This window comes from Nocardia mikamii NBRC 108933 (assembly GCF_001613505.1).
Lineage (GTDB): Bacteria > Actinomycetota > Actinomycetes > Mycobacteriales > Mycobacteriaceae > Nocardia > Nocardia mikamii.
In genome coordinates, this window is the sequence record NZ_BDCM01000017.1 from 105840 (window position 1) to 130179 (window position 24340).

22 protein-coding genes are annotated in these 24340 nt (G+C 66.2%); 11 read left to right on the top strand and 11 right to left on the bottom strand.

The window, feature by feature from the left end:
- Position 1: 1 nt before the first annotated feature.
- A complete protein-coding gene (locus NMI01S_RS27425; RefSeq protein ID WP_063001606.1) occupies positions 2-1954 on the bottom strand; it encodes an AMP-binding protein in 1953 nt (650 codons plus the stop codon).
- Between the two features lie 13 nt (positions 1955-1967).
- Entirely contained in the window at positions 1968-3155 is a 1188-nt protein-coding gene (locus NMI01S_RS27430; protein ID WP_063001719.1) for an acyl-CoA dehydrogenase family protein, read from the bottom strand.
- A 66-nt stretch (positions 3156-3221) separates the two neighbouring features.
- Here NMI01S_RS27430 and NMI01S_RS27435 point away from each other — a divergent pair, with 66 nt between their 5' ends.
- The gene (locus NMI01S_RS27435) at positions 3222-3683 is read left to right on the top strand and encodes an FAS1-like dehydratase domain-containing protein (protein WP_063001607.1); all 462 of its coding nucleotides are present in this window, start codon (positions 3222-3224) and stop codon (positions 3681-3683) included.
- The gene (locus NMI01S_RS27440) at positions 3683-4096 is read left to right on the top strand and encodes a MaoC/PaaZ C-terminal domain-containing protein (protein WP_063001608.1); all 414 of its coding nucleotides are present in this window, start codon (positions 3683-3685) and stop codon (positions 4094-4096) included. Before NMI01S_RS27435 ends, NMI01S_RS27440 begins: the two co-directional genes overlap by 1 nt.
- 591 nt (positions 4097-4687) lie before the next feature.
- Here NMI01S_RS27440 and NMI01S_RS27445 read toward each other — a convergent pair.
- From NMI01S_RS27445 to NMI01S_RS27465, 5 genes are all read right to left on the bottom strand, one after another.
- Positions 4688-5665 (bottom strand): quinone oxidoreductase family protein, encoded by a 978-nt coding sequence (locus tag NMI01S_RS27445; RefSeq protein WP_063001609.1) that lies wholly within the window; start codon positions 5663-5665, stop codon positions 4688-4690.
- Positions 5662-6195 carry a PaaI family thioesterase gene (locus NMI01S_RS27450; protein WP_369689935.1) on the bottom strand — a complete coding sequence of 178 codons (534 nt, stop codon included), beginning with the start codon at positions 6193-6195 and terminating at the stop codon, positions 5662-5664. Before NMI01S_RS27450 ends, NMI01S_RS27445 begins: the two co-directional genes overlap by 4 nt.
- A gap of 260 nt (positions 6196-6455) precedes the next feature.
- Positions 6456-8147, bottom strand: coding sequence for an AMP-binding protein (locus NMI01S_RS27455; RefSeq protein WP_063001720.1), 1692 nt, complete (start codon positions 8145-8147; stop codon positions 6456-6458).
- Between the two features lie 314 nt (positions 8148-8461).
- A complete protein-coding gene (locus NMI01S_RS27460; RefSeq protein ID WP_084513334.1) occupies positions 8462-9352 on the bottom strand; it encodes an HpcH/HpaI aldolase/citrate lyase family protein in 891 nt (296 codons plus the stop codon).
- On the bottom strand, positions 9349-9801 hold the full coding sequence (locus tag NMI01S_RS27465; protein WP_063001721.1) for a MaoC family dehydratase: 453 nt from the start codon (positions 9799-9801) through the stop codon (positions 9349-9351). Before NMI01S_RS27465 ends, NMI01S_RS27460 begins: the two co-directional genes overlap by 4 nt.
- Before the next feature lie 251 nt (positions 9802-10052).
- On the opposite strand from NMI01S_RS27465, the gene NMI01S_RS27470 reads away from it, so the two are divergent.
- Together NMI01S_RS27470 and NMI01S_RS27475 are read left to right on the top strand one after the other, a co-directional pair.
- On the top strand, positions 10053-11201 hold the full coding sequence (locus NMI01S_RS27470; protein ID WP_245717052.1) for a helix-turn-helix transcriptional regulator: 1149 nt from the start codon (positions 10053-10055) through the stop codon (positions 11199-11201).
- Entirely contained in the window at positions 11198-12181 is a 984-nt protein-coding gene (locus tag NMI01S_RS27475; RefSeq protein ID WP_063001612.1) for a helix-turn-helix transcriptional regulator, read from the top strand. The genes NMI01S_RS27470 and NMI01S_RS27475 overlap by 4 nt, the downstream gene beginning before the upstream one ends.
- Here the strand turns inward: NMI01S_RS27475 and NMI01S_RS27480 are convergent.
- A complete protein-coding gene (locus tag NMI01S_RS27480) occupies positions 12147-12470 on the bottom strand; it encodes a 2Fe-2S iron-sulfur cluster-binding protein (protein WP_063001613.1) in 324 nt (107 codons plus the stop codon). The genes NMI01S_RS27475 and NMI01S_RS27480 overlap by 35 nt on opposite strands.
- Before the next feature lie 225 nt (positions 12471-12695).
- Between NMI01S_RS27480 and NMI01S_RS27485 the strand changes: the two genes are divergently transcribed.
- The 7 genes from NMI01S_RS27485 to NMI01S_RS27520 all read left to right on the top strand — a co-directional run bounded on the left by NMI01S_RS27485 (position 12696) and on the right by NMI01S_RS27520 (position 20753).
- On the top strand, positions 12696-14018 hold the full coding sequence (locus NMI01S_RS27485) for a cytochrome P450 (protein ID WP_063001614.1): 1323 nt from the start codon (positions 12696-12698) through the stop codon (positions 14016-14018).
- Between the two features lie 5 nt (positions 14019-14023).
- On the top strand, positions 14024-15307 hold the full coding sequence (locus tag NMI01S_RS27490; protein WP_063001615.1) for an NAD(P)/FAD-dependent oxidoreductase: 1284 nt from the start codon (positions 14024-14026) through the stop codon (positions 15305-15307).
- Between the two features lie 2 nt (positions 15308-15309).
- Positions 15310-16413, top strand: coding sequence for an NAD(P)-dependent alcohol dehydrogenase (locus tag NMI01S_RS27495; protein WP_063001616.1), 1104 nt, complete (start codon positions 15310-15312; stop codon positions 16411-16413).
- A gap of 25 nt (positions 16414-16438) precedes the next feature.
- On the top strand, positions 16439-17878 hold the full coding sequence (locus NMI01S_RS27500; RefSeq protein ID WP_174554577.1) for an aldehyde dehydrogenase: 1440 nt from the start codon (positions 16439-16441) through the stop codon (positions 17876-17878).
- Between the two features lie 465 nt (positions 17879-18343).
- Positions 18344-19498 (top strand): acyl-CoA dehydrogenase family protein, encoded by a 1155-nt coding sequence (locus NMI01S_RS27510; RefSeq protein WP_063001619.1) that lies wholly within the window; start codon positions 18344-18346, stop codon positions 19496-19498.
- Positions 19495-20310: an SDR family NAD(P)-dependent oxidoreductase gene (locus NMI01S_RS27515; protein WP_245717053.1), complete on the top strand. Its 816-nt coding sequence runs from the start codon at positions 19495-19497 to the stop codon at positions 20308-20310. Before NMI01S_RS27510 ends, NMI01S_RS27515 begins: the two co-directional genes overlap by 4 nt.
- Positions 20311-20501: 191 nt before the next feature.
- Positions 20502-20753 (top strand): hypothetical protein, encoded by a 252-nt coding sequence (locus tag NMI01S_RS27520; protein ID WP_157126398.1) that lies wholly within the window; start codon positions 20502-20504, stop codon positions 20751-20753.
- Positions 20754-20764: 11 nt separating this feature from the next.
- On the opposite strand, the gene NMI01S_RS27525 is transcribed toward NMI01S_RS27520, so the two are convergent.
- The 3 genes from NMI01S_RS27525 to NMI01S_RS27535 all read right to left on the bottom strand — a co-directional run bounded on the left by NMI01S_RS27525 (position 20765) and on the right by NMI01S_RS27535 (position 24336).
- Entirely contained in the window at positions 20765-21787 is a 1023-nt protein-coding gene (locus NMI01S_RS27525) for an NAD(P)H-dependent glycerol-3-phosphate dehydrogenase (protein WP_063001621.1), read from the bottom strand.
- Between the two features lie 168 nt (positions 21788-21955).
- Complete coding sequence (locus tag NMI01S_RS27530; RefSeq protein ID WP_063001622.1) at positions 21956-22912, bottom strand: alpha/beta fold hydrolase; 957 nt, start codon at positions 22910-22912, stop codon at positions 21956-21958.
- Positions 22909-24336 carry a wax ester/triacylglycerol synthase domain-containing protein gene (locus NMI01S_RS27535; protein ID WP_063920872.1) on the bottom strand — a complete coding sequence of 476 codons (1428 nt, stop codon included), beginning with the start codon at positions 24334-24336 and terminating at the stop codon, positions 22909-22911. The genes NMI01S_RS27530 and NMI01S_RS27535 overlap by 4 nt, the downstream gene beginning before the upstream one ends.
- Between the last annotated feature and the right edge of the window lie 4 nt (positions 24337-24340).

A 24340-nucleotide genomic window follows, 5' to 3' on the forward strand; every position in this document is an offset into this window, starting at 1 on the left:
CTCAGTTGGTCCTCGTGCGATGCACGACATCTCGTATGGCGGTCACGGCCTCGGGATTCTCGGCGCTCGAGAGGTCGCCGGGGTCGGTGCCGATGGCCGCGGCACGCACCGCGCGCCGCAGGATCTTGGCGGAGCGGGTCTTCGGCAGGGCCTCCACCGTCCACACCTTCGCCGGGGCGAACGGTTTCCCCACACCTTCGGCGACGAGTGTGCGCAGCTCGTCGGACACCCCTTCGGTATCGGCGCCCTTGCGCGGAACCCAGAACGCCCAGACGCATTCGCCCTTCTTCGGGTCCGGGATGCCGACGGCGGCGGCCTCCGCGACCGCGGGGTGGGTGGTCAGCACGGACTCCACTTCGGCCGGTGCCAGCCGCTTGCCCGCGACGTTCATCACGTCGTCGGAGCGGCCGAGGATGTACCACTGGCCGTCGTCGTCCACGCGGGCGTAGTCGCCGTGGCACCAGATGCCGGGGAACGTGGACCAGTAGGACTCGAGATAGCGCTCCCGGTCGTGCCACACGCCGCGCGTCATCGCCGGCCACGGTTGCCGGCAGACGAGCTCACCGATGCTGCCGCGCAACGACTTTCCGGTGTCGTCGACGACATCGACATCCATCCCCAGCGACGGACCTCCGAGTGAACAGCTCGGAATCGGTTCCACCGGGTAGGGCGCCAGGAACGAGCCGCCGACCTCGGTGCCGCCGGAGAAGTTGATCACCGGAACCCGGCCGCCGAAAACCGTCTCGGCGAGCCAGTCGTAGGAATCGGGATCCCACGGCTCGCCGGTGGATCCGAGAACATGCACCGAACTCAGGTCGCGTGTCGCGATCTCGGCGGGCGGTGTCGACTTGAGCGCACGGATCAGGGTCGGCGAGACGCCGAGCATTGTGATGTGGTGGCGCTGCACGAGATCCCACAGCCGGCAGGTGTCTGGTACATCGGGGGAACCCTCGTAGAGTAGCAGCGTCGCGCCGTTGGCGTGGGTGCCGAAGGCCGCCAGCGGACCCATCACCCAGCCCATATCGGTGATCCAGCAGAAGGTGTCGCCCGCGTCGATATCGAAGGAGTAGGCCACCTCGGTGGCGACCTTGATCGTGAATCCGGCGTGCGTGTGGACCGCGCCCTTGGGCTTGCCGGTCGTACCGGAGGTGTAGCCGAGCATCAGCGTCTGCATGGTCGGGAACGGGCGGAACTCGTACGGCGCGACGTCGGGTCCGACCAGCGAGCTCCATGCCGTGGCCGCGATATCCATACCGGCGAAATCTACTGTGCCACCGATATTTTCGACCGTGATGACCGAACGCACCGACGGCGTCTGTGCGAGCGCCTTGGTGAGCTCGTCCGCCATGCCGACCTTGCGGCCGCGGCGAATCGTGCCGTCCGCGACGAAGACCGCCTTGACCTGCGCGTCGTTCAGGCGCGAGGCGATGGCGGGCGCGGCGAAGCCGGAGAACAGCGGGACGATGATCGCTCCGATTCCCGCCGCGGCATAGCAGGCGACCACGGCCTCGGGGATCATCGGCAGGTAGATGGCCACCGCGTCGCCCTCGCCGATGCCCAGCTCGGTCAGACCGGTCGCGACCCGGCCGACCTGTTCGGCGAGTTCGCCGTAGGTGATCGTGTGGACCGACTGGTCCTCGGCCTCGTGCACGATCGCCGCCCGGTCGGCGTTGTCACCGAGCCAGCGGGTGATACACGCATCGACCGCGTTGAAGGTGCCGCCGACGAACCAGTCCGGGAATTCGACCCCGTTCGACAGGTCGAGAACCGAGTCGTACGGTGTCGCGAACGGGATGCCCAGGTCGGTCACCGCTGCATCCCAGTACCAGGACACATCCGCCGTCGATCGCCGCCGCAGTTCGTCGATCGAATCGATGCCGTGCCCACGCGCCAATCGCAGGACGTTCGCGTGCTCGAGGTAGTCCGGTGTCGGATTCCACACGTAGGTGCTCATCGTGCAGCCTTTCTCAACCGCGGGGCATTCCGAGCACACGCTCGGCAGCGATGTTGCGTTGGATGAACGTCGATCCGCCGGCGATGGCGGTTCCGCGTGCCTGATAGGCCAGCCGCAGCCAGCGCTGCTGGTCGGCGTCCGCGTCCTCGTCGTCCTCGGCCAGGCCGAATTGGCCACCGAATTCGGTCAATTCGAGGCCGAAGTCCGCGATGTCCTCGACCAAGGGGCAGAAAAACAATTTCCCGATCGAGGTGACCGGCCCCGGGGGTTGTCCGGACGCGGCGCCGGTGATGACTCGCTGGCCGATCAGATAGTGGGTCAGCGCGCGGCCGTAGAGGTCGGCGATGCGGTGGCGGATCTCGGACTTGCCGCTCAGCGGATTGCCCTCGTCGTCGGAGTTCCGCTTGACCTGTGCGATCAGGTCCTCGACCGCGCGCGTGGTGTTGACTCGTCCGGTCGCGATGCCGACGCGCTCGAACGCCAGCGTCCCCATGGCGACCTTCCAGCCGCCGTCGACCGCACCGACCACCGCCTCGTCGGGGAGGAAGACGTCGTCGAGGAACACCTCGTTGAACTCCGCCTCGCCCAGCATGTGCGCGAGCGGGCGCACCGTCACACCCGGCGACGACATCGGCAGCAGGAAGTACGTGATGCCCCGGTGCCGATCGCCGCCGCCGGTGCGGGCCAGCAGGATCGCGTTGTCGGCGATCTGCGCGCGTGAGGTCCAGATCTTCTGTCCCTGAATCTTCCAGCCGCCCTCGACCTTGGTCGCCTTGGTGCGCAGGGAGGCCAGGTCGGATCCGGATTCCGGTTCGGAGAACAGCTGGCACCAGATCTCGTCGCCGGTCAGAATCGGCTCCAGGTACCGCCGCTTCTGCTCGTCGTTGCCGAAGGCGACGATCGTCGGGCCCGCGAAGTCCTCACCGATGATGTTCAGCCGCTCCGGCGCCCCCGCGCGGTCCATCTCCTCGTTGAAGATGGCCTTGGTCTTGGCATCGGCGCCCGCGCCGCCGAACTCGGCCGGCCACGACAGACCGGCGAAGCCGGCGGCGAAAAGCTTGCGCTGCCACACCGACCAGAACGCGCGCTTGTCCTCGAGCCGCGCCGGTTCCGGCCACGGCAAACTCGGCAGGGTCTCGGTCAGCCAGTCACGAATGCGTGTTCGGAATCGCGCCTCGTCCGGCGAATCACTCAGATCCATCTGCACCTCCACGTGTTTACGGACCAACGTTACAATAGGTCAGACCAAAAAATCCAGGAGGTCCCCATGACGAGCCCCACGGCTCGGCAGCTACCGGCCGGCAGCGTCCTCGACGTCGCGTCGTTCGAGGTGGAAGCCGGGAAGATCAGGGAATTCGCCACAGCCACCCACGCGCTCGATCCGGTCCACACCGACACCGAGGCCGCGACCGCAGCCGGATTCACCAACCTCCCGGCGACCCCGACCCATGTGGTCGTCGCCGGCCATCACCGAAACCAGCAACAATTCGTCCGCGACCTCGGACTCGCGATCGAACGCGTGGTGGTGGGATCAGTTGAATGGCACTACATCCGCCCGCCGGTCGTCGGCGACCGCCTCACCGGGACGCGGCGCGTCGTCGACGACACCACGAAGGAGGGCAAACGCGGCGGCACGATGCGCCTGGTCACCCTGGAAACCGAATGGATCGACAGCGCGGGTGACCGCGTGCTCACCCAACGCGAAGTCCTGATCGAAAGAGGCGCATGATGACCCGCACCCCCGTCACCCTGCTACCGGGCGCGCAACTGGAATCCCGCCGCATCGGCCCGATCACCCAGACGGATATCGTCCGATTCGCCGGCGCCGGTGGGGATTTCAACCCGCTGCACCACGACCCCGACTACGCGATCCGAGCCGGCCTGCCCGGAGTCATCTCGATGGGCCAGATGCAGGCCGGCATGCTCGCCGCCTGGGTTTCCGACCTGGTTCACATCGAGCACCTGATCTCGTACTCCGTGCGGTTCGCCTCCCCCTTGCGCATCGGAGAAACGATCGACCTCGGAGGTCAGGTCGATTCGATCGATGCGGCAACTGGCGTCGCGACGCTGTCTCTGCACGCGAAATCCGATGAGCGGGTGGTTGTCACGGGTGTTGCTCGCGTGCGAACCACAGTGTCGTGATCCGCTGTGCCTGAACTACTCCGTTCGTCTTGTGCTCAATCTTCCCGATGAGCGGCGCACTCCCCCAAGGAAATCGAGCACCGAAACGCCTTGGGGGACACAGCGGCCCCGGGCCGTGAGGGCTCTGGCGTCGGAGCCGCCGTTGCAATGGCCGATGGTGAACCTCGCCCGGTGTGGTCTCGGATAGCGGGGGTCGGGTTGTCGGAACGCGATTCCATGGGCCAGCTCACGCGCTGCACAAACTTTTCTTGCAAACTTCCACGAAGAATGCGGGAAGCGGGCTGTTGCAAAATGCGCCGAAGGCTCGATAGTGACGTCACAGCGGGACACCAAACGACCTTCCTTGGGACGCGATATTGCGTCTGCTGGCCGGCTGTACCTGTGCTCCAAGTCATGGCAGAAACCCGCCCGTATTTTGCAACAGCCCGGAAGCCTCAAAAGTCGGCGAGGTTTGCACGATTGATTCGGCGATACCGGTCCGACAAGTTCGCCCGCAAAGCAGCGCCAGAACCGCGGCGCATTGCTCGGGCCGTGCGCCCGCTGGCCGGCCGAGGTGCCGACCGCCGCCAGTAACTCACCACGCGGTTGCCTCTATGGAACCAGCACGATTTTGCCGATTGCGTCGCCCGCCTCCAGATGACGATGGGCCTGTGCGGCGTCGTCCAGCGAATAGGTGGCGGCAATGGTCGGCGCGGACACGGCGCCGGTGGAGACGAGGTTCAGCAGACCGCGGAAATCGCCCGGGCCGCCCATGGTCGTGCCGAGGAGGCTGTATTGGCCGAAGAAGAAGCGGCGGACGTCCATGGTCACGTGTTCGGCGACGTTGGCGCCGAGAACCACCACACGCCCGCCGGGCCGAAGGGCTTCGACCGACCTGTCCCACAGGCCGACCGGGTCGAGGATGACGTCGAACCCATTTCCGTCCGGGGACAGCGCTTTTGCCTCTTTCGGCCAGTCGTCGCCGGTATGCAGAACCCCGCCGGCGGCGCCGCTGTTGCGGGCTCGGGCCAGCTTCTCCTCCGACGATGCCGTCACGAATGTCTGGGCGCCGAGGGCCGTCGCCAGCGACAATGCCATCGTCGCGACTCCGCCTCCGGCGCCGATGATGAGCAGCGATTCCCCGGCGCTCAGGCCGGCCCGGGTCACCAGGGCACGGTAGGACGTCACGCCCACGAGCGGTAGCGCAGCTGCCTCTTCCCAGGAGTAGCCTGTCGGTTTGGGGGCCAGGCATTGCTCGGGGACGCAGACCCGTTCGGCATAGGTTCCCGGCACGTGGTCGCCCAGGATCTCGAAATCGGCCGCGGGTGCGTCGTGGCGATCGCCCCAGAACAGCGAGGGGAGGATGACCACCTCCTCGCCGGTGTCAGTGCGTACGCCGGCGCCGTCCGCTCCAGGAGTGTGTGGCAGCGGCGAACGATACTGCCCGCGACGTACCAGCACGTCGTGCCAGTTGAGCGCGCTCGCACGCAATTCGACTGTGACCCAACCATTGCGGGCGGTCGGCTCGTCGACATCACCGAACACCAACTGCTCAGGACCGCCGAAGTCCGACATCACGATCGCTTTCATAAGATCTCCCGCTGTACGGTCACGGTCGCCTCGGCGCATGTCTTGCCCGACGCGTTCACGGCGACCACTCGAACCACCGCGAGAGAGCGACCGCGGTGGACTACTTCGGCACGGAAGGTCGTGGTGTCATTCGCGTCGCCCGGCCGGACGAAGACCATATCGATGCTTGTGGTCCGCAGACTTCCGTCGGCTTCGAGCGCCGACATGGCGGCGAATTCCGCTCCGCAGAGCAGGATTCCGCCGTGCACATTGCCGATGCCGTTGGCAGCGAAAGCCGACGCGGGCAATTCCACCACGCCGCAAGCACTTTCACGAACGCCCAGAGAATTGCGGATGGATACACCGTCCACGGGAGCATCGAACTTCACGGCGGGGGCGGTGGGCGGTCCGTCGACCGAAAGCAGGTGCGAGCGTTGGGTGATCAACGCGATGACCGTTCCGGCCGCGTCGGTCACCATGCCACGGGTCGTCCCGCCGCGATCGTCACTACCGATCAATTCACCCGTCACCGCGAGCAGCGATCCGTCCATCGGCGGATCAGCGAGCAGGTCGAGCCGGATCCCGAGGCTCACGGGCCATTTATCCCACGCCGATGCCGCCGCGACGATGTATCCCGTGACATCATCGAGCGGCACCGCGAGCGCGGCACGGCTGACACCGGCAGCCGGATCCCGCAACCAGGGACCCGACTCGACCGCCAATTCCGCGCAGTCCGGCGACAGACCGATCGGCCGCACACGCACCAGCGCCTCAGCGCCACTGATCAAAAATTCGGGCGTGCAGGCCGAACTCAACGGGCACCCGCGGCTGTCGGCTGGTTCAGCTCGGCGGCGACCCGCATCCGCAGCAGGTGCTTCTGGATCTTTCCGGTCGCGGTCATCGGCAGCTCGTCGATGGCGATGACCCGTTCGGGCGTCTTCTGAATGGCGACGCCACGATCGGTGAGATAGGTGCGCAACTGCTCGACGGTCGGCGGGGTGTGCCCTTCCTTGGTGACCACATAGCAACACACCTTCTCACCCAGCTTCTCATCCGGCATCCCCACCACGGCGAGCGCGAGCAGATCGGGGTGGTCGGCCAGCTTGTCCTCGACCTCGCGGACACTGATGTTCATGCCGCCGCGAATCACGATGTCCTTGGTACGGCCGGTAACTCGCACATAGCCTTGTTCGTCCATCACCCCGAGATCGCCGGAACGCGAGAACCCGTCGGGAGTGAACAGCTCAGCTGTCTCCTCCGGGCGATTGAGGTACTCGATCATGTGTTCCGGACCGCGATAGGCGATATCACCCTCGGCTCCGCGCGGCAGCTCGTTCCCGTCGGGACCGACGATGCGAACCTCCGAGCCGGGCAGCGCGGTGCCGTCGGAGGTGATGGCCCGCTGCGGATCTCCATTGATGCGGCACGTCGTCGTCGACAGGTTCTCGCTGCGACCGTACAGCGAGAGCACATTCGTACTCGGCAGCTTGGCCTTGGCGTTCTCGACGACCGCCGCCGGGATCGGCGAACCGGCGCATACCCACACCCGCAGCGACGACAGGTCGAACTCCGGGTGTTCCTCGGCTGCCGCGACCAGGGTCTGCAGGAAAGTGGTCGCGGTGACCGCCGCTGTGCAGCCGAACTTCTCGATCTCGGCCAGGCCCCGTTCCGGATTCCACTCCGCCATCAGGTGCGAGGACGCACCCGCGACCAGTGGGATCAGCACACTGGTCACCAGACCGGTCGTGTGAGTGATCGGTGAGGGCCCGAACTGCACATCCGCCTCGGTGTGCCCGAACGCCACACACAGGGCGCGCGCGCCGGAGGCGTAGGTGTTGAAGGTGTGCAAGCAGCCTTTCGGGCGCGAGGTCGTGCCCGAGGTGTAGACGATGAGGAACGGATCGTCCGGGTGCACGCGCAGATCGAGGGCCGCGTCGACGCTCGCGCAATCATCAGCGGCGATCAGGTCCTCGAGCACCGTGATTCCGCGTTCGGCCAGCGCGTCGCGCGCGTCCTCGGGGGCGCGCACGGCGACGATCGACTCGAGGGTGTCGGAATCCTTGCGGATCTCCTCGAACATCGACAGATAGTCGAACCCTTTGAACTGCGCCGGTGCGATCGCCATCCGGATCGAGGCGTCCGACACCACATGCGACACCTCGTCCTTGCGGTAGATCGGCATGATCGGCACCATCACCGCACCGATCCGCGCGAGCGCCGCCGCGACCAGCACGAAGGCGGCCCAGTTCGGAAGTTGAACCGCCACACGGTCGCCCGTGCGGACACCCCGGCGGCGCAGGCCCAGCGCCAGGCGCTGCGAGGTGTCGTAGAGCTCGGCGAAGGTGAGGGCGTATGTGCCGTCGGTGATGAACACCTTGTCCGGATTCGCCTCGGCGCGTGAGCGCAGCAACTCGGTGAAGTTGACGTCGGCCCACTGCCCGGTCGCGTAGAACTCCTCGATCTGCGCCTGGGTGTATCGGCCGAGATTCCGCTCGCTCGTCATGGTGTCCATCCTCTATCGGTATGTCCCGCGCTTCGTCCAAAGGTTAGAATGGTTGGACCGAATAGCGCAAGCATTTGTCATAATGAAGGTCTCGAATGAAGGACTGTTTTCGCTGCACAGCGCAGGTATGCAATCGAAGAAATAGGCAAAACGGTCACAGCGGCGCTCCGCGCCCAGCCATGGAACGCATGATGATGCCGATCACACCGGGGTCCGCTGCCGCGGTGTGATCGGCTCGCATGTTCGCTGCCGGCAAGACGGTGAAACGGCGGCAGCGGTGGGGCGGAGGACATGCCGCCGGCGACCGACCGGGCTCAGGATTCTCGGGTGTGGCCCGCCAGAGCGAGCACTCGCTCGGCCTGCTTCAGATGCGGCAGATCGAGCATCTTTCCGTCCAGCGCAACGGTCCCCACATCCTCGGCGAACGCGTCCACGACCCGCCGGGCGTGGTTCACCTCGTCGCTCGTCGGAGTGAACGCGGCATTCATGGCGTCGACCTGGCCCGGATGGATCGCGATCCTGCCACTGAATCCTTCGGCGCGGGCGCGACGGCACGATTCCGCGAGCCCCTGGGTGTCGCGGATGTCCACATACAGCGTCTCGACGGCCTCGACATCGGCCGCCCGCGCGGCCATCAACGCCAGCGAACGCACGATTCGATAGGTGACCGCCCACTCCCCGGTCGGCTCGAGATTCGTGGAGGCGCCCAACGCCGCGCTCAAATCCTCTGCACCCCAAGTCAATCCGTACAACCGCGCGATCCCGGCGTCGGCGAAATCGCCCAGCCGGAACGGCGCGCGGGCCGTCTCGGTGGCCACCGGCAGCAGCCGGATACTGCCCGCCGGAAGTCCGTGGGCGCACTCGAGCACCTCGAGGTAGTGATGGACGCGTACGACGTCGGCGGGTCCGTCGATCTTCGGAATCATGATCCCGGCAGGCCCCGCGGCGACGACCGCGGCCAGATCCGCCAGCGCATGCTCGGTTCCGAGCGGATTCATCCGCACCCATAGTTGCGGCCCGTGTGCGGAGCCGGATTCGGCGCTGAGGAATTCCGCGACCAGCTGCCGGGCCATCGGTTTCCGGCTCGCGCTGACGGCGTCTTCGAGGTCCAAAATCACCGCATCGGCCGGCGAATCGGCGATCTTGCCCATCTTTCGCTCGCTGTCGCCGGGGACGAACAGGAACGATCGGATCGGCGCGTTCACTGCGGCTTCCTCCGTTGCAGACCCGATCGCTTACACGAAGCGACCAGTTCGTCGCGCTGGTTGAACGCTTGATGCAAGAACACGACGATTCCCTGATCCGGTCGCGACTTGGAGTCGCGCAGTTCCAGGACTTCCGTCACCACGTGCAGGGTGTCGCCGTGGAATACCGGCTTGGGAAAGCGCACCTCGTCCCAGCCCAGATTGGCGACCGCCGTCCCCAGCGTGGTGTCGCCGACCGAGATCCCGACCATCAGCCCCAGCGTGAACGCGCTGTTCACGATCCGCTGACCGAACTGCGTCCCCTGCATGTACTCCTCGTCGAGGTGCAGCAGCGCCGGATTGTGCGTCATCGCCGTGAACAACACGTTGTCCGTCTCGGTGACCGTGCGCCGAATCGCATGCTCGAACCTCTGCCCCACCGACAACTCGTCGAACCACACACCAGCCACGTTGCCTACCTCCATATCGCCGTAACTGTTATATGGTACGACCAAATTATTGGAAGGGTCAATGCCCCGCGTTCCAGCACTCGAGCAGAGGGTCGAAGACCGACCGAATCTCGGAGTCGACGCTGCCCACATTGGATCAACCGCCATATTTGGACATACCATATACATGGTATGGTGTGCCTTGGGTCACACGGCGTCGTCGTCGACGAACACCGCCGCACGTCGGTGATCTCATTGCGCAAGGAGTGACAGTGACTGTGCAGTCAGCAACGACGCGGACTCGCCCGGGAAGCGACGCCCATGTCGCCGAACAAGCCTTCACGCGACTGCTGGAATTGATCGGTCCGGATCCCGAGTTGCTGCGGTTGCAGGACTTCAATCCGAGCCTGTCGCTGGTGCGCGACTACGCCAGCCGTGCGCTGCGCATCGGCTTGCCCGCCCCCGAGGTGACCGCCGAGGTCGCGACGATCCTGATGACGGTCGACAAGGCCATACGGGCGGACATCGCCCGCCGCATTCACGTGCACAGCAAGCAGTTCGGCGGCCTGACTCGCGTGGTGCGGGCGATCGACAGTGCTCGCGATGCGTCGCTGTCGAGCGTGCTGACCAGCGAGTTGTGCACCGCCTTGGGCTACGGCAAGGCGATGTACTCGGTGGTCTCGGGGTCGCATTGGTCACCGGTATCGGTCTCGGTGAATCCGGAACTGGGTCATGACTACGATCCGCTGGTCGCCGCGGTCGACGGCCGGTCGATCCCCTTGCGCGATGCGCCACGGGAGGCGGAGCTGGTCCGGCGCCGTCGCTCGTATGCGGTGGGGCCCGCCGAGGTCAACCGGCACACGTATCGGCCGCTGCTGGACCTGAGCCGCCCGGCGGGCTATCTCGCGGTACCGATCGTCGTCGCGAATCGAGCGGTCGCGATCGTCCATGTCGACCGTCACGACAATGACCTGAACGAGGCGGATTTCCATCTGATCACCACCTTGGCGCAGGCGTGTGCGCTGTCGGCCGAATCGGCGCAATTGCATGCGTCGATCACCGAACAGAATCGCCGCACCACGGAGGATTTGAACAAACTTCAGCGCGCGCTGCGCGAGCTAGAGGACACGAAGGTCGCGTTCGACGACCTCGAGGGCAAGCCTGTCGCGCATTCGACGGAACTCGAATTTGCCACGCGCGCAACACGTTACCCCACAGCGCTCACTGCCCGTGAGCGCGATGTGCTGGCACTGATCGCCAGTGGCGCCACCAACGGCGCGATTTCGCGACAATTGTGCATTTCCGACGGCACCGTGAAATCGCATGTGCAACGCATCTTCAAAAAGATCGGCGTCAGCACCAGAGCCGAAGCCGCCGCCCTCTACGCCGGCCACCGGTCGCCGCCAGGACTTTCGGCATGAGCGGATCCGGGCCGCAGGAGGCGGCGGAGCGTGACCCCGCAGGCCGGGACGCGCAGGATGTCGAGCCGACCGCCGACGCACTCATCGCCGCGATGAGAACGGCGTCAGGCCCTCGCTTGACCGAACTCGGTAGCCAACTCGCCGAGCGCCTCGAACGAGAACAAGCGTTGCGCGACAACGAGATCGACGAGCTTCGCCGCGCGGCTCAGCGCCTCGACCGGGCGGTCGCGGACCTTACCGATGCCTCGTCGGGCACCGTACTACTTCGACGTGCATGCGCGGCATTGGCGGATATCTGCTCCGCCGAGCGGGTGCTGGCCTCCAGTATTGAGGCCGATCGAGCCGTGCCGGTCGCGACGTACGAGTCCGGTGACGCGGCGGCGATCCCGGCGGACTACCCGCTGCTTCCCGGATCGGCGGAGTCGCGCGTCGTCACTGGCGGGGGCGCACCGCTGACCGGCCGGCCGGTGGCGGCGCTGAGGCATCTGTTCCCCCAGGACTGCACGATCATGGCAGTCACCGTCGGCGACACGCCCGCTCTGATCGTTCATGTGGCGGGAACATTCGATGCGGCACAGCATGATTCGACCACGCTGTTGCTGGAGGTGCTCGGCGGATGCCTGCGACGGCTGGGCCTGGCCGCGCGCAGAACCCGGCAGCTCGAGCTCCTTCGATCGAGTGTTGTCGCACGCGAGGGTCACACCGATGTCCCGGCGGGGCAGGCGGTACGAGAGTCCACACCGCCCGCTCCCTCATGGATGGAACCGTTGACCGAACGGGAGAGCGAAGTATTGCGACTGATACTCACGGGCTCGTCCAATACCGCGATCGCCAACGAATTGGTCATCACCGTCGATACAGTGAAATCGCATGTCAAACGGATACTGCGAAAGTTGGGGGCGACCAACCGCAGTGTATTGATCGCCCGCCATTCCGCTGGATCTCTCACGAACCATTCGATTGCGCCACCGTCACGGTGATCGGCTCCATCTCCGCATTCAGCACCAGCTGACAGGCCAGCCGGGAGCAACTGCGCGCCCCGTCGAGGAATTCGAGCAGATCCTGCTCCTCCATGGACGGCTCGCCGAACGCCGCGGCGGACTCATCCTCCACATATACATGGCAGGTGGCGCACGAACAGCTTCCGCCGCATTCGGCGACGATGCCCGGCAGGTTGTTTCGCACGGAGCCGTCCATCACCGTCTGGCCGGCGGGAACGTCGACCGAATGGGCCGTGCCGTCGGGCAGTCGATAGACAACGGTGGGCATGGGGTCCTCCTCCGAAAGGTGAAACGCTGCTTACCAGCGATTCCAGTCTGCGAAGCGCGAAGGTGGGCAGACATCCCCACGACGGTCGATCAACATCGGCCATCGGGGTGATTCCCGCGCCGCAAATCCCCCTTTCTGCCGACACTGTTCCGGCATCGGTGTGATGTGACTCACCTGTCCCGCTGCCACGCTGGGTACCACTTCCCGATCGAGCGAGGAGAGACAATGAGCACCACGGAGCAGGCCACCGAGTTGATCCCGGAGACCATCGCCCGGCAGATCGTGCTTCCCGAGGGCCACCGTGACAACGACGCGCTGTTCGAGGCCTACCGCTGGCTGCGGGAGAACAATCCGCTCGGCCGCGCGGTCGTCGAGGGCTACGACCCGCTGTGGCTTGTCAGCAAGCACGCCGACCTCATGGAGATCGAACGCCAGCCCGACATCTTCACCAGCGCGGGCGGCGAGGACAAGGGGTCGGTCAATCCGATCCTGGCCAATCAGGCCGGCGACGCGTTCACCAAGAGCATCAACAACGGCAGTCTGCGGATCCTGGAAACCCTCACCTACCTCGATCCGCCGGAGCACACCGAGATCAAAGATATTGCGCTGGACTGGTTTCGGCCGCAGAACCTGGCGCAGTGGGAATCGGTGATCCGTGAGCTGGCCAAGTCCGCGGTGGCGCGGCTGCTCGAGACCGACGGGCGTATCGACTTCGTCAAGGACTTCGCGCTGCAGTATCCGCTGCACGTGATCATGAGCCTGTTCGGCGTGCCGGAAAGCGATGAGCCCAAGATGATGTCGCTGACTCAGGAATTTTTCGGCACCGCCGATCCGGACGCGGTCCGCACCGATGTCGAACCGCTGAGCCCGGATGCCGCAGCCCGCCAGTGGGTGGCGACGATTCAGGACTTCTTCGCGTATTTCGAAGCGCTGCTTCAGGATCGGCGCACGAATCTGCGCGACGATCTCGCGACCGTGATCGCATCGGCCCGCAATGCCGACGGCGAGTACTACAAGAACGAGGTCTACTACGGCTATTTCATCGCCATCGCGACCGCCGGCCACGACACCACCTCCAGCACCCTCGCAGGCGGTCTGCTCGAGTTGGCCCGTCACCCGGACCAGCTCGAACTCGTCCGCAACGATCTGTCGCTGGTTCCGCACCTGGTCAATGAGTCGCTGCGGTGGGCCTCGCCGGTGAAGCACTTCATGCGCATGGCGACGCAGAATTACACCCTGCGAGGGCGCGAGATTCACGCCGGTGACCGCTTCATGCTGCTGTATCAGTCCGGCAACCGGGACGCCGACGCCAACCCGGATCCGGACCGCTTCGACCTGACCCGGCGGCCCAACAGGCACATCGCCTTCGGCTACGGCCCGCACATGTGCATCGGGCAGCATCTGGCCAAGCTCGAACTGCGCGTCATGTTCGAAGAGCTACTGCCGCGGGTGAAGTCGATTACTCCGACCGGAGATACGCGGTTCATCCAGACCAATTTCGTCGGCGGGCTCAAGAATATGCCCGTGGCGATCGAGTTCGACCGGTAATGGCAATGTACACCGATCTTCCGACTCACACCGTGGTGATCGTCGGAGCGGGACAGGCCGGCGGCACGCTCGCCGGTCTGCTCCGGCAGCAGAAATTCACCGGTCGCGTGGTGATGTACGGAGCCGAGCCGGTCCCGCCGTATCATCGGCCGCCGTTGTCGAAGAAGTACGACAGCGACGACTACGTGCAGTGGTTGCGGCCCGAATCGTTCTACGCCGACAACGACATCGAACTTCACCTGGCCGATCCGGTGGTCGGTATCGATCGCGCGGCACAGACAGTGACCACCCGGTCTGGACGGACCGTCCGCTACGACACCCTGGTACTCGCCACCGGCGCCGGTCCCCGCACCCTCCCGGTTCCCGGAGCCGATCTCGCCGGCGTGCTCGCGCTGCGGACCCTCGCCGATGCCACCGAGTTGCGGACCGCTGTGCTCGCCGGCGCGCGCATCGCCATCGTCGGCGCCGGCTATGTCGGTTTGGAGGTGGCCGCAGCCGCCCGAGCACGCGGATGCGAGGTGACCGTGATCGAACGTGAGGACCGGGTACTGGCGCGCGTGGCGAGCCCTGAATTGTCGCGCATCCTCACCGACAGTCATCTCGCACGCGGTACCCGCATCGTCACCGGCGCCGACGTGCGCGCAATTCTCGGCCGCGACGGAAGAGTCCGAGGAGTACGGCTCGGCGACGGCACCGACATCGATTGCGACACTGTGGTTATCGGCATCGGCGCGGCTCCCGAGGACGGTCTCGCCCGCGATGCGGGGCTGGACTGCATGGCGGGCATCGTGGTCGACGCGGCCGCCCGCACCAGCGATCCGAACATTCTGGCCATCGGCGATGTCACCCATCGGCTGCACGAGGGTCTTGGGGCACTGGTCCGGCTGGAGAGCATTCCGAGCGCCACGGAACAGGCAAGACAGGCCGCCGCCGTGATCACCAGCGAACCGGTCCCCGCGCACGAGGTGCCGTGGTTCTGGTCGGATCAGTTCGACCTGAAGATGAAGATGGCCGGAGTACCGGCACCGGGCACCACGGCGGTGCTGCGCGGCGATCCCCGCACCGGTTCCTGCGCACTGTTCCACCTGGACGCCGACGGGCGCGCGCAGTGCGTCGAAACTGTCAACGCCGCAGCCGACTTCATGGCCGGAAAGAAGCTCATCGGCACCGGCGCGCAGCTGGATCGTGCCGCTCTGGCCGATTCGACCACCTCCCTGCGTCATGCCGCGCAGGGCAGCGATCACACACCGGTCGCCGCGAGCGATCGCGCCGAAACACGAAGGATCTGATCATGCAAGCATTCGCCGCGGTCGCCCGCGCCCCGCACAGCGACTTCTCGCTCGAGACCATCACCATCGACGGACCGAAGCCGGGCGAGGTGCTGGTGAAGATCGAGGCCGTCGGAATCTGCCACACCGATCTGGCCGCTCGCGACGGAGCGCTGCCGGTCGCACTGCCCGCGGTGTTCGGTCACGAAGGCTGCGGTCTCGTCGAAGCGATCGGCGAAGGCGTCACCAAGGTGGCGCCGGGCGACCGAGTCGCGATCACCTTCGCCAGCTGCGGATCCTGCCCGGCATGCCGTGCCGATTCGCCGTCGTACTGCCACAACTTCATGCATTTGAACTACGCCGGTGTGCGCGCCGACGGCGCCGGCCCGCTGTCGGCGGGAGCCGAGGCGATCACCGGGCTGTTCTTCGGGCAGTCCTCGTTCGCCACCCACAGCGTGGCGTTGGAGCGCAATGTGGTGAAGGCGCCGAGCGACCTCCCGGCCGAGATAATCGCGCCGATCGGTTGCGGCATCCAAACCGGAGCCGGTGCGGTGCTGCGTTCGCTCACGTGCCAGCCGGGCTCGTCGCTGCTGGTCGCCGGGGCGGGATCGGTCGGCCTGGCCGCCGTCATGGCCGCCGCGGTGCGGGAGTGCGCGACCATTATCGTCATCGAGCCCCATGCCTCGCGCCGCGAACTCGCGATCGAACTCGGCGCGACACACGCCATCGACCCTGGCGCGGGTCCGGTCGCGGAGCAGGTTCGTGCCATAGTCGCCGCCGGTGTCGACTACGCCATCGACACCTCGGGCATGCCGGCGGTGATCGACGGTCTGGTCAAGTCGATGACCTTCCACGGAAAGCTGGGCCTGATCGGCGTGCCCGCCGATCCTGAAGCCGCGCTGCCGATTTCGGTGATCGAGACGCTGGTACTGGGCCTCACGGTCGTCGGCATCATCGAAGGTGACAGCGTTCCGGACGAATTCATCCCGGAACTGATCGAGCTGTACCGGGCCGGCCGGTTCCCGATCGACAAGCTGGTGACCACCTTCGACTTCACCAAGATCAACGACGCCGTCGCGGCGCAACATCGCGGCGAGGTCCTCAAACCCGTTCTCGTCCACGACTGAACCGTCCGGAGCAAAAGGCACCATCATGACCATCGATTACACCGACCTCTACCTCGACGGGCGCTGGGTCGCGCCGGCCACGAGTTCGATCATCCCGGTGATCTCACCGGCTACCGAGGAGCGCATCGGCTCCGTCCCCGAGGGCAGCAAGGCCGATATCGACGCAGCGGTCGCCGCGGCCCGGGCGGCCTTCGACGATCCGGCCGGCTGGGCGCAGTGGGACGGCAAACGCCGCGCGGAAGTACTCGCCGAGTTCGCCGAGAAGCTGCAGGAGCGGGGCGAAGACACCGCACGCCGGGTCAGCAGCCAGAACGGTATGCCGATCGGTCTGGCCCGGCAGTTCGAAAGTGGCTTTCCCGCACTGCTTCTGCAGTACTACGGCAGCATGGTCGCCGATCAGGAGGACGAAATCCGGCCCGGCATGCTCGGCGGCTCGACTGCGGTGACGCGGTCCCCGATCGGTGTGGTCGGCGCCATCGTGCCGTGGAATGTGCCGCAGGCCATCACGTTTCTGAAGATCGCGCCGGCGCTGGCGGCGGGCTGTACCGTGGTGCTCAAACCCGCGCCGGAAACCGTGCTGGACGCATTCCTGATGGCCGAGGCCGCGCTCGCGGCCGGACTGCCGGCCGGTGTTCTCAATGTGGTGCCCGGCGGGCGCGAACTCGGCGCCTACCTGGTGGCGCACCCGGGTGTGGACAAGGTGTCGTTCACCGGATCGACCGGCGCAGGGCGAGCGATCGCGCGCACCTGTGGCGAACTGCTGCGACCGGTGACGCTGGAATTGGGCGGCAAATCGGCCGCCATCGTGCTCGATGATGCGAATCTCGCCGCAGACATCGAATCCTTCTTCGGTGCGACATTGCTGAACAACGGGCAGATCTGCTGGCTGTGCACCCGCGTCCTGGCGCCGGCCGCGCGCTATGACGAAATCGTCGACACGATCACCGATCTCGCCAAGAGCATCACGGTGGGCGATCCACTCTCGGACGCCACGCAGATGGGACCGCTGGTCTCCGCCCGGCAACGCGAACGGGTCGAAGGCTATATCGCGGTCGGGCGCAAGGACGGCGCGCGCGTCACCGCCGGCGGCGGCCGGGTCTTCGATCGTGGCTGGTTCGTCGAACCGACGGTCTTCGCCGACGTGCGACCCGACCACACGATCGCCCGGGAAGAGATCTTCGGACCGGTGCTGTCAGTTATCCCCTACGCCGACGAGGACGAGGCGGTGGCGATTGCCAATGGTTCCGACTACGGGCTCGGCGGCACGGTATGGACGGCGGACGCGGACCGCGGCGCCCGATTCGCGCGCCGCATCGCCTCGGGCACGGTCGGAATCAACGGATACTCCAACGACCCGACCGCGCCGTTCGGCGGAATCAAGAACAGCGGCATGGGCCGCGAGCTGGGCCCGGAGGGCTTGTCGAGCTACCAGAACGTGAAGAGTATCTATCTCGACGTGCGGTGAGAACGTGGCGCCGTGGCCCGTGAGCCGGAGGGCCATTGCGCACAGAAGGACCTGACCATATTATGGTCTGACCATATTTGCCACGTTCGAGTGCGGCCTCATCAGAGCAGGCCGCCCCATGAAAGTTTTCGACACGATGCGATCCGCCCCGAGTGCCCATGCCCGATTACAACTGGCGCAACGAATCCGCCGATATCGGCAAACACGCGATCTGCCACGCCGAACCCGCCACGCGTCACCTCCGCACGCCTACAGCGAGACCGACGAGATGGTTCGCCTCGCGGAGATCTGGCTACCCTTCGGCGGACCGCCGGAAGACGAGATCTTCACGCGATTCGGAATCACCGGACGCGCGTTCGAGGCGCGCTTGGCGCAGATCCTAGGCACGGGTCGCACCGCGGCACTCTAGGTCTAAATAAGGACCAATGATAATATTGGTCGGACCTTAAGAGAGGAGGGGCCCGGATGGTGTCCTTCGAATTCGCGGACGAACATGAGGAGTTCCGCAAGACGCTGGAAAGCTTCAGCGAACATGTACTACTACCCGGCTACCGGGACCGCGCCGCATCGGCCGAGTTTCCGTTCGACATCTACAAGAAGCTGGGTGACCTCGGGGTCCTGGGCATCGGCTTGCCCGAAGAGTACGGCGGCACCGGGCACGAAGATCCCGTCCTGCTCGGCCTCGCCACCGAGACCCTCGCCTACGGCGATGTGAACATGGCCGGAGTACCAGTACAGATCGGACTCTCGGGATCTCAGCTGAGTCTGGCTTCGAAGGAGGTCCGCGAGCGGTATCTGCCGCCGCTGATCGCCGGAGAAGAGACGATTGCGATCGCGTTGACCGAACCCGGGTCGGGATCGGATGCGGCGGGCCTGCGCACCACCGCCACCGCCGTGCCCGGCGGGTGGAAACTCAACGGCGAGAAGACGGCCATCTCGTGGGCGATGAACGCGACCGTCGCCCTCGTCTACGCACGGGAAGCGGGCACCACGCGCTCGACCGGCGTGAGCTGTTTCGTCGTCCCGCTGGACTCCCCCGGCGTCAGCCGCAGCCATATGCCCGGTATGGGGTGCCTGCCCTTGGGCTGGGGCGCTTTGCATTTCGAGGATGTCTTCATCCCGTCCTCGCACATCATCGGCGAAGAGGGCCGTGGCTTCCAGTCGGTGATGAACCACTTCGACTTCAGCCGCGCAGCGCTCGGTCTGCTCTGCCTGGGCGCCGCCAAACAGAGCCTCGAGGAAGCCGCACAGTACGCGCAGCAGCGCGAGGCATTCGGTAAGCCCATCGGCGAGAACCAGGGTGTTTCCTTCCAGCTCGCCGAACACGCGACCTATATCGAGGGGGCGCGCTGGATCTGCTATCGCGCGCTGTGGTCGCGCGAGACCGGACGCCCGCACACCTCGCTCGCCTCGATGAGCAAATGGTGGCCGCCGATCGTCGCCAAGAACGCGATCGAGGCGGCGATGCGCATTCACGGCAACCTCGGATACTCGGTGGAATTCCCACTGCAACAACGCTTCCGAGACGTGATGGCCTACCTGGTCGCGGACGGGACCGCGGAGATCCAGAAGAAGATCATCGCCAAGGACATTTTCACCCGCGGGACGGTGTCGCTGTGAGCAAGACGCAACCGTCGGCCGAATCGGGCCGCATCCTCGCTCCGCCGAAGGAACTCGCCGACAGCGGGGCGCTGGTCATCGGCGGAACCGCCGGCATCGGACTCGCGACGGCGCGACAGCTGGCCGAGGCGGGGGTCCCTCGCATCGTGTTGGTCGGGCGAAACGAAGCGCGTGGCGAGCAAGCGAAGTCGCTCGTGGAGAAGTCCGGCGCGCAAGTCAGCTTCGTTCAAGGCAACCCGATCGACCCGGCTGCGGCGAAATCGATTGCCGCGCAATCCGAAATCCTGCTGAACGGCATCGATATCCTGGTCTGCTCGACTGCGGCGGACGTCAAGCCGGAGCTGTTTTCCAAGATCGCGACCGAGGACATCGCCACCATCTACACCGATCTCGCCTTGCCCTCGATGCATATGGCGAGCACGGTGATGCCGATGATGCGACAGCGGCGCCACGGCGTCATCGTCAACCTGGCGTCCGACGCGGGCAAGACCGCGACTCCCGGCGAGGCGGTGATCGGCGCCGCCAAGGCCGGGATCGTGATGTTCACCAGGACGATTGCCATCGAAGGCAAACGCGACGGGATCCGCGCCAACGTCCTGACACCGTCCCTGGTCAACGAAACCGGTTCGACCGAGCGCATCACCAGCGACGGGTTCAGCGCCAAGCTGTTCGCCAAGGCCGCCCAGCAGGCGCACCTCGGAGTGCCGGTTGCCGACGATATCGCCGCGTTGGCGGTATTCCTGTGCCGCCCGGAGTCCGGTCGCCTGACCGGTCAGGCCATCAGCGTCAACGGCGGCATCTCCGCGGCCTGAGTCCGATGTAGCGCGCCTCACCCACGCGCCCCGTGGGACCGCATCGACACACACGTTGCGGTCCCACGGGGCGTGTTCGTGCGGTGTCCCTGCGCCGAAATTCCCTCCGATGAGGTACAGGCATGCTTCACCAGGGGGATGTGGTGAACGGGCAGATTGCCGGAGCATGGATCTGATACGGAGGAGCCTCGATGAAGCAGCTACCGAGAAGCGTATCAGCGATGCAGGCGGCACGGTGGTGCCCGTCCGACGGGCATGTGCACCTACGTATCTGGCTGGCCGACGTCGCGCTCGACTACACTGCCACCGCGGAGGCCGCGCGCAATATCATCATGGACTGGACGCGAAGACGCTGGTGCGCAATCGAATTGGTCCTTACCACGGTGGAGCACTGCGAGCTCATGCCCCGATTGCCGTGTGAGCGCCTCTTTCTCGGCCCCTGAGGCGCTCGCGCTCACCAGCCGCTTCCGCGCGTTTCGTGACCTGGAATCTCGCGCAGCAGTCCGCGGTACGCGTCGGCTACTGTCGCCCCGTGGTTGACTACCGCGTCCACCTCGCGCACGAGGGGCGCGTCGACACCCACTCGTTCGGCCAGCCGCTTGACGACGCCCACAGCGCCGGCGCCCTCGGCCACCTGGGTCAGCGTCGCGAGCGCGTCCTCGATCGTCATGCCACGACCGAGCGCTTCACCGAGCCTGCGGTTCCGGCTGCGCGGACTCGTGCAGGTCACGATGAGATCGCCGTTGCCGGCCAGACCACTGAATGTCGCGAGCTCACCGCCCAGCGCCGACCCGAGGGATGCCATCTCGCGCAGCGAACGCGTGATGACCATTGCCTTGGTGTTGTAACCCGCGCCGGCGCCGTCCGCCATTCCCGCGGCGATCGCGTACACGTTCTTCAATGCCCCGCACAGTTCGACGCCGACCACATCGGTACTGGAGTAGACGCGGTATCGAGATGTCCGGAACAGGGCTGCGAGCTGGTCTGCGCAATCCGGCTCGGGCATGGCGAGAGTGGCGGCCGCGGCATACCCCTCGACGATCTCCTGGGCGATGTTCGGGCCGGCGAGCACACCGGCCGGATGCCCCGGCAGCATTTCGGAGACGATCTGTGTCATTCGCCGGTCGGTTCCGCGCTCGAGCCCCTTGACCAGGCTGATGATCGGCACCCCGGGCCGGACGAATGCCGCCGCGTCGCCCAGCACGTCACGGAATACCTTCGATGGAATTCCGGCGACGACGACGTCCGCTGCGGCCAGGGCTTCCTCGACACACGATGTGGCACGCAAGGCCGGGGGCAGCGGCCATTCCCCGGTATAGCGCCCGTTGCGCGAGCGTTCGTTGATTTCGGCGGTGACCTCGGCCGAGCGCGCCCACATCACGGTCGGTGAATTCCGCGCCACGATCGATGCCACCGCGGTCGCCCACGAGCCCGCTCCCAGAACCGCGACCACGGGCTGCCGGTTGATGCTTGTCATCGCTGCCTTCTTCCCCGAGTACCACGAGACCGAATCGCCTCACCAGACGGCGTCATCGTGCCTCGACGGCGGGACGGACGAGATGGACAGACGGCGAAGATCCCTCGGAAGGGCTACTCGAGACCACTCGTGCGGGTGAGAAACCCTGACAGCCGGCCAGGTTTGTTATCAGCCGCGCAGGTGGCCGGAGACCGCCCGCCCCGTGCGCTCGGGAGCCTGCAACCACGGTGCGTGACCCGCCCCGGGAAGCCGGAGCACGCGCACATCTCGCACCGCCACGATCGACGCCGCGGCGGCGAGCGGCCGCAGAAACACATCGTCGTCACCCCAGACGAACTGCACCGGTTGTCCGAGGCGGGCGAGCGTGTCGCCGGCCAGCATCACTTGCGGACGCACCGACGCCCTTTTGACCAGCGTCCGGAAGAAGCCTGCAATACTCGGGGCGTTGCCAGTCCTGGCGCCGATCAACCGCAGCGCGACAACCATTTCCGGCGCGGCGTCACGCAGAGCGTCCCGGCCGAGCGACACATCGTTGGTGCGCTCGAACATCCGGTCCGGCATCGGCCGCGACAGCGCCATCGGGCCGAGTTTGGGCAGTGCGAGCAGGCACATGGCCGGTATCGGTTTCACACCGCGAAGCGCGGCGCCGGGTGCGCCGAGCACCGCCAGTCGTCGCACGCGAGTGCCGAGATCTGCGGCGGCATAGAGCCCGAACTGCCCGCCCATGGAGTGGCCGACGATATTCACTGTGACGGCGCCGATTTCGCTCAGCAGTGAACCCAGTACCGCCGAGCAGTGCGCGCGCAGATCCATCCCGGGCGGTAACACGCATTCGCCGGACAGGCCGTGGCCGGGCCAATCCACCGCGATGACCCGACGATCGCTCAGATAGGGCAGCAGCGGCGCGGCAAGGACTGTGGCAGAGGCGATTCCGTGCAAGAGGACAACCGGCGGACGGTCATCGAGAGCACCGAATTCGGTGAGGCGTACGAACACCCGACCGAACCCGGAATCGAGTTCGACCAAGCGTTCCGTCCCGGCCACACCGTAGGCGGCGTAGGCGTCGGCCTCGGCGGCCCTGATGCGCATGTCGAGGTCGTCGCGGCGCAGATCCCGTCGTTTCATGCGCGGCCTTCCGGACCGTGCGCCGCGAGGGCGAGCACTTCCGCGAACCCTTCGTCGATGGACTGCTGCAGCGCCTCGATGTCGTCGAAGGTGCCGGGATCGACATTCAGCCCGAGGCAGCACATCCCGTTGTAGGTGATCATCGCGATCATCGCCGCGACGCCCGGGCGAGGCCCGAGCGGGTACATCCCGGTTACCTGCGCCCCAGCCAGTTGTACCGGACGGGTGATGCCGCGAATATTGGATACCTGCACATCCGAACTCGTCGTCAGGCCGGCCGACAATTCGATGATCGCCCAGGTCGGCAGCTTGGTCAGCACCGGCGACAGGAAGTCGAGGAAGCCGATCGCGGGCTCGTCTCTGGCGGCCAGCACATGTTCCCGGATGGCGTGAATCCGCCGTGCGGGATCGAGCTCGCCGGCCGGTCCAGGGAAGCGAATCCCGGCAAATCGGTTGCCTCCCAGGGGATCGTCCTCGTTGCGCAGGCTGACCGGTATCCCCACCACGACGTCGTCGACCGGGACGCCCTTGCGGTCGTGATAGCGCCGGATGCCACCGAGCACCGCCGCGAGGAAGGCGTCGTTGACCGAGCCGCCCGCCGCCGCGCCGGCCGACTTCAACTCGCGCAACGCAACATTCACAACAATCAGCCGCGCGCCATGGCTGCGCACCGCGAGTAGCGGAGAACGATGGGCCTGCGCAGGTGCGAGCAGGCGCGACAGCGACGCGACATAGCCGGTGGCATCGGCGACCGTGCGGAGCGGATCGCGCAACGCGCGCAACGAGCGATCGAGCGCCGCGCGCGCCGCGCGCAACACTGTGCCCGGATCTGCGGCCGTCAACGTCGCCTCGACAAGCATCCCGGCCCCGGTCAGCGGAGGCGAAGACGGCGGGGCGCTCGATCCCTGGTCGCGATCACCCTCGTGCGCCAATTCCAGCAACTGCACCAGGCCCATACCGTCGGACAGGCTGTGGTGAAAGCGGAAGGCGAGGGCGGCACCACCGTCGCGCAGTCCACCGAAGAGAATCGCTTCCCACGGCGGCCGGGCACGGTCGAGCTGGACATCCCACTCGGTTTCGCACTGCGCCAAGAGCTCTCGTATTCCGGCGTCGGGCCCGAGCTGCACCCGGCGCAGGTGGTCGCGGACGGTGAATCCCGGGTCCGGTGACCATGCCGGCTGAACCATGGGAACAGGCGGCTCGACGACGTGGTCACGCAGCCGCGGGATGCGCCGGCTGGTGCGCTCGAACGCCGCGACGAGCCGTTCCCAGTCCGGCTCACGGTCGAGCAGTTCGAGCAGGATGCCGGTCGAACGGGTGCGCGCATCGCGCTCGGCGCGCCACATGAGGCCCTCCCAGGCCGACATCTCCGGCGCTCCGCCCCAGTTGGCCGCCTCATCCGCCGAACGCGGAGACGTTCCCATCGGA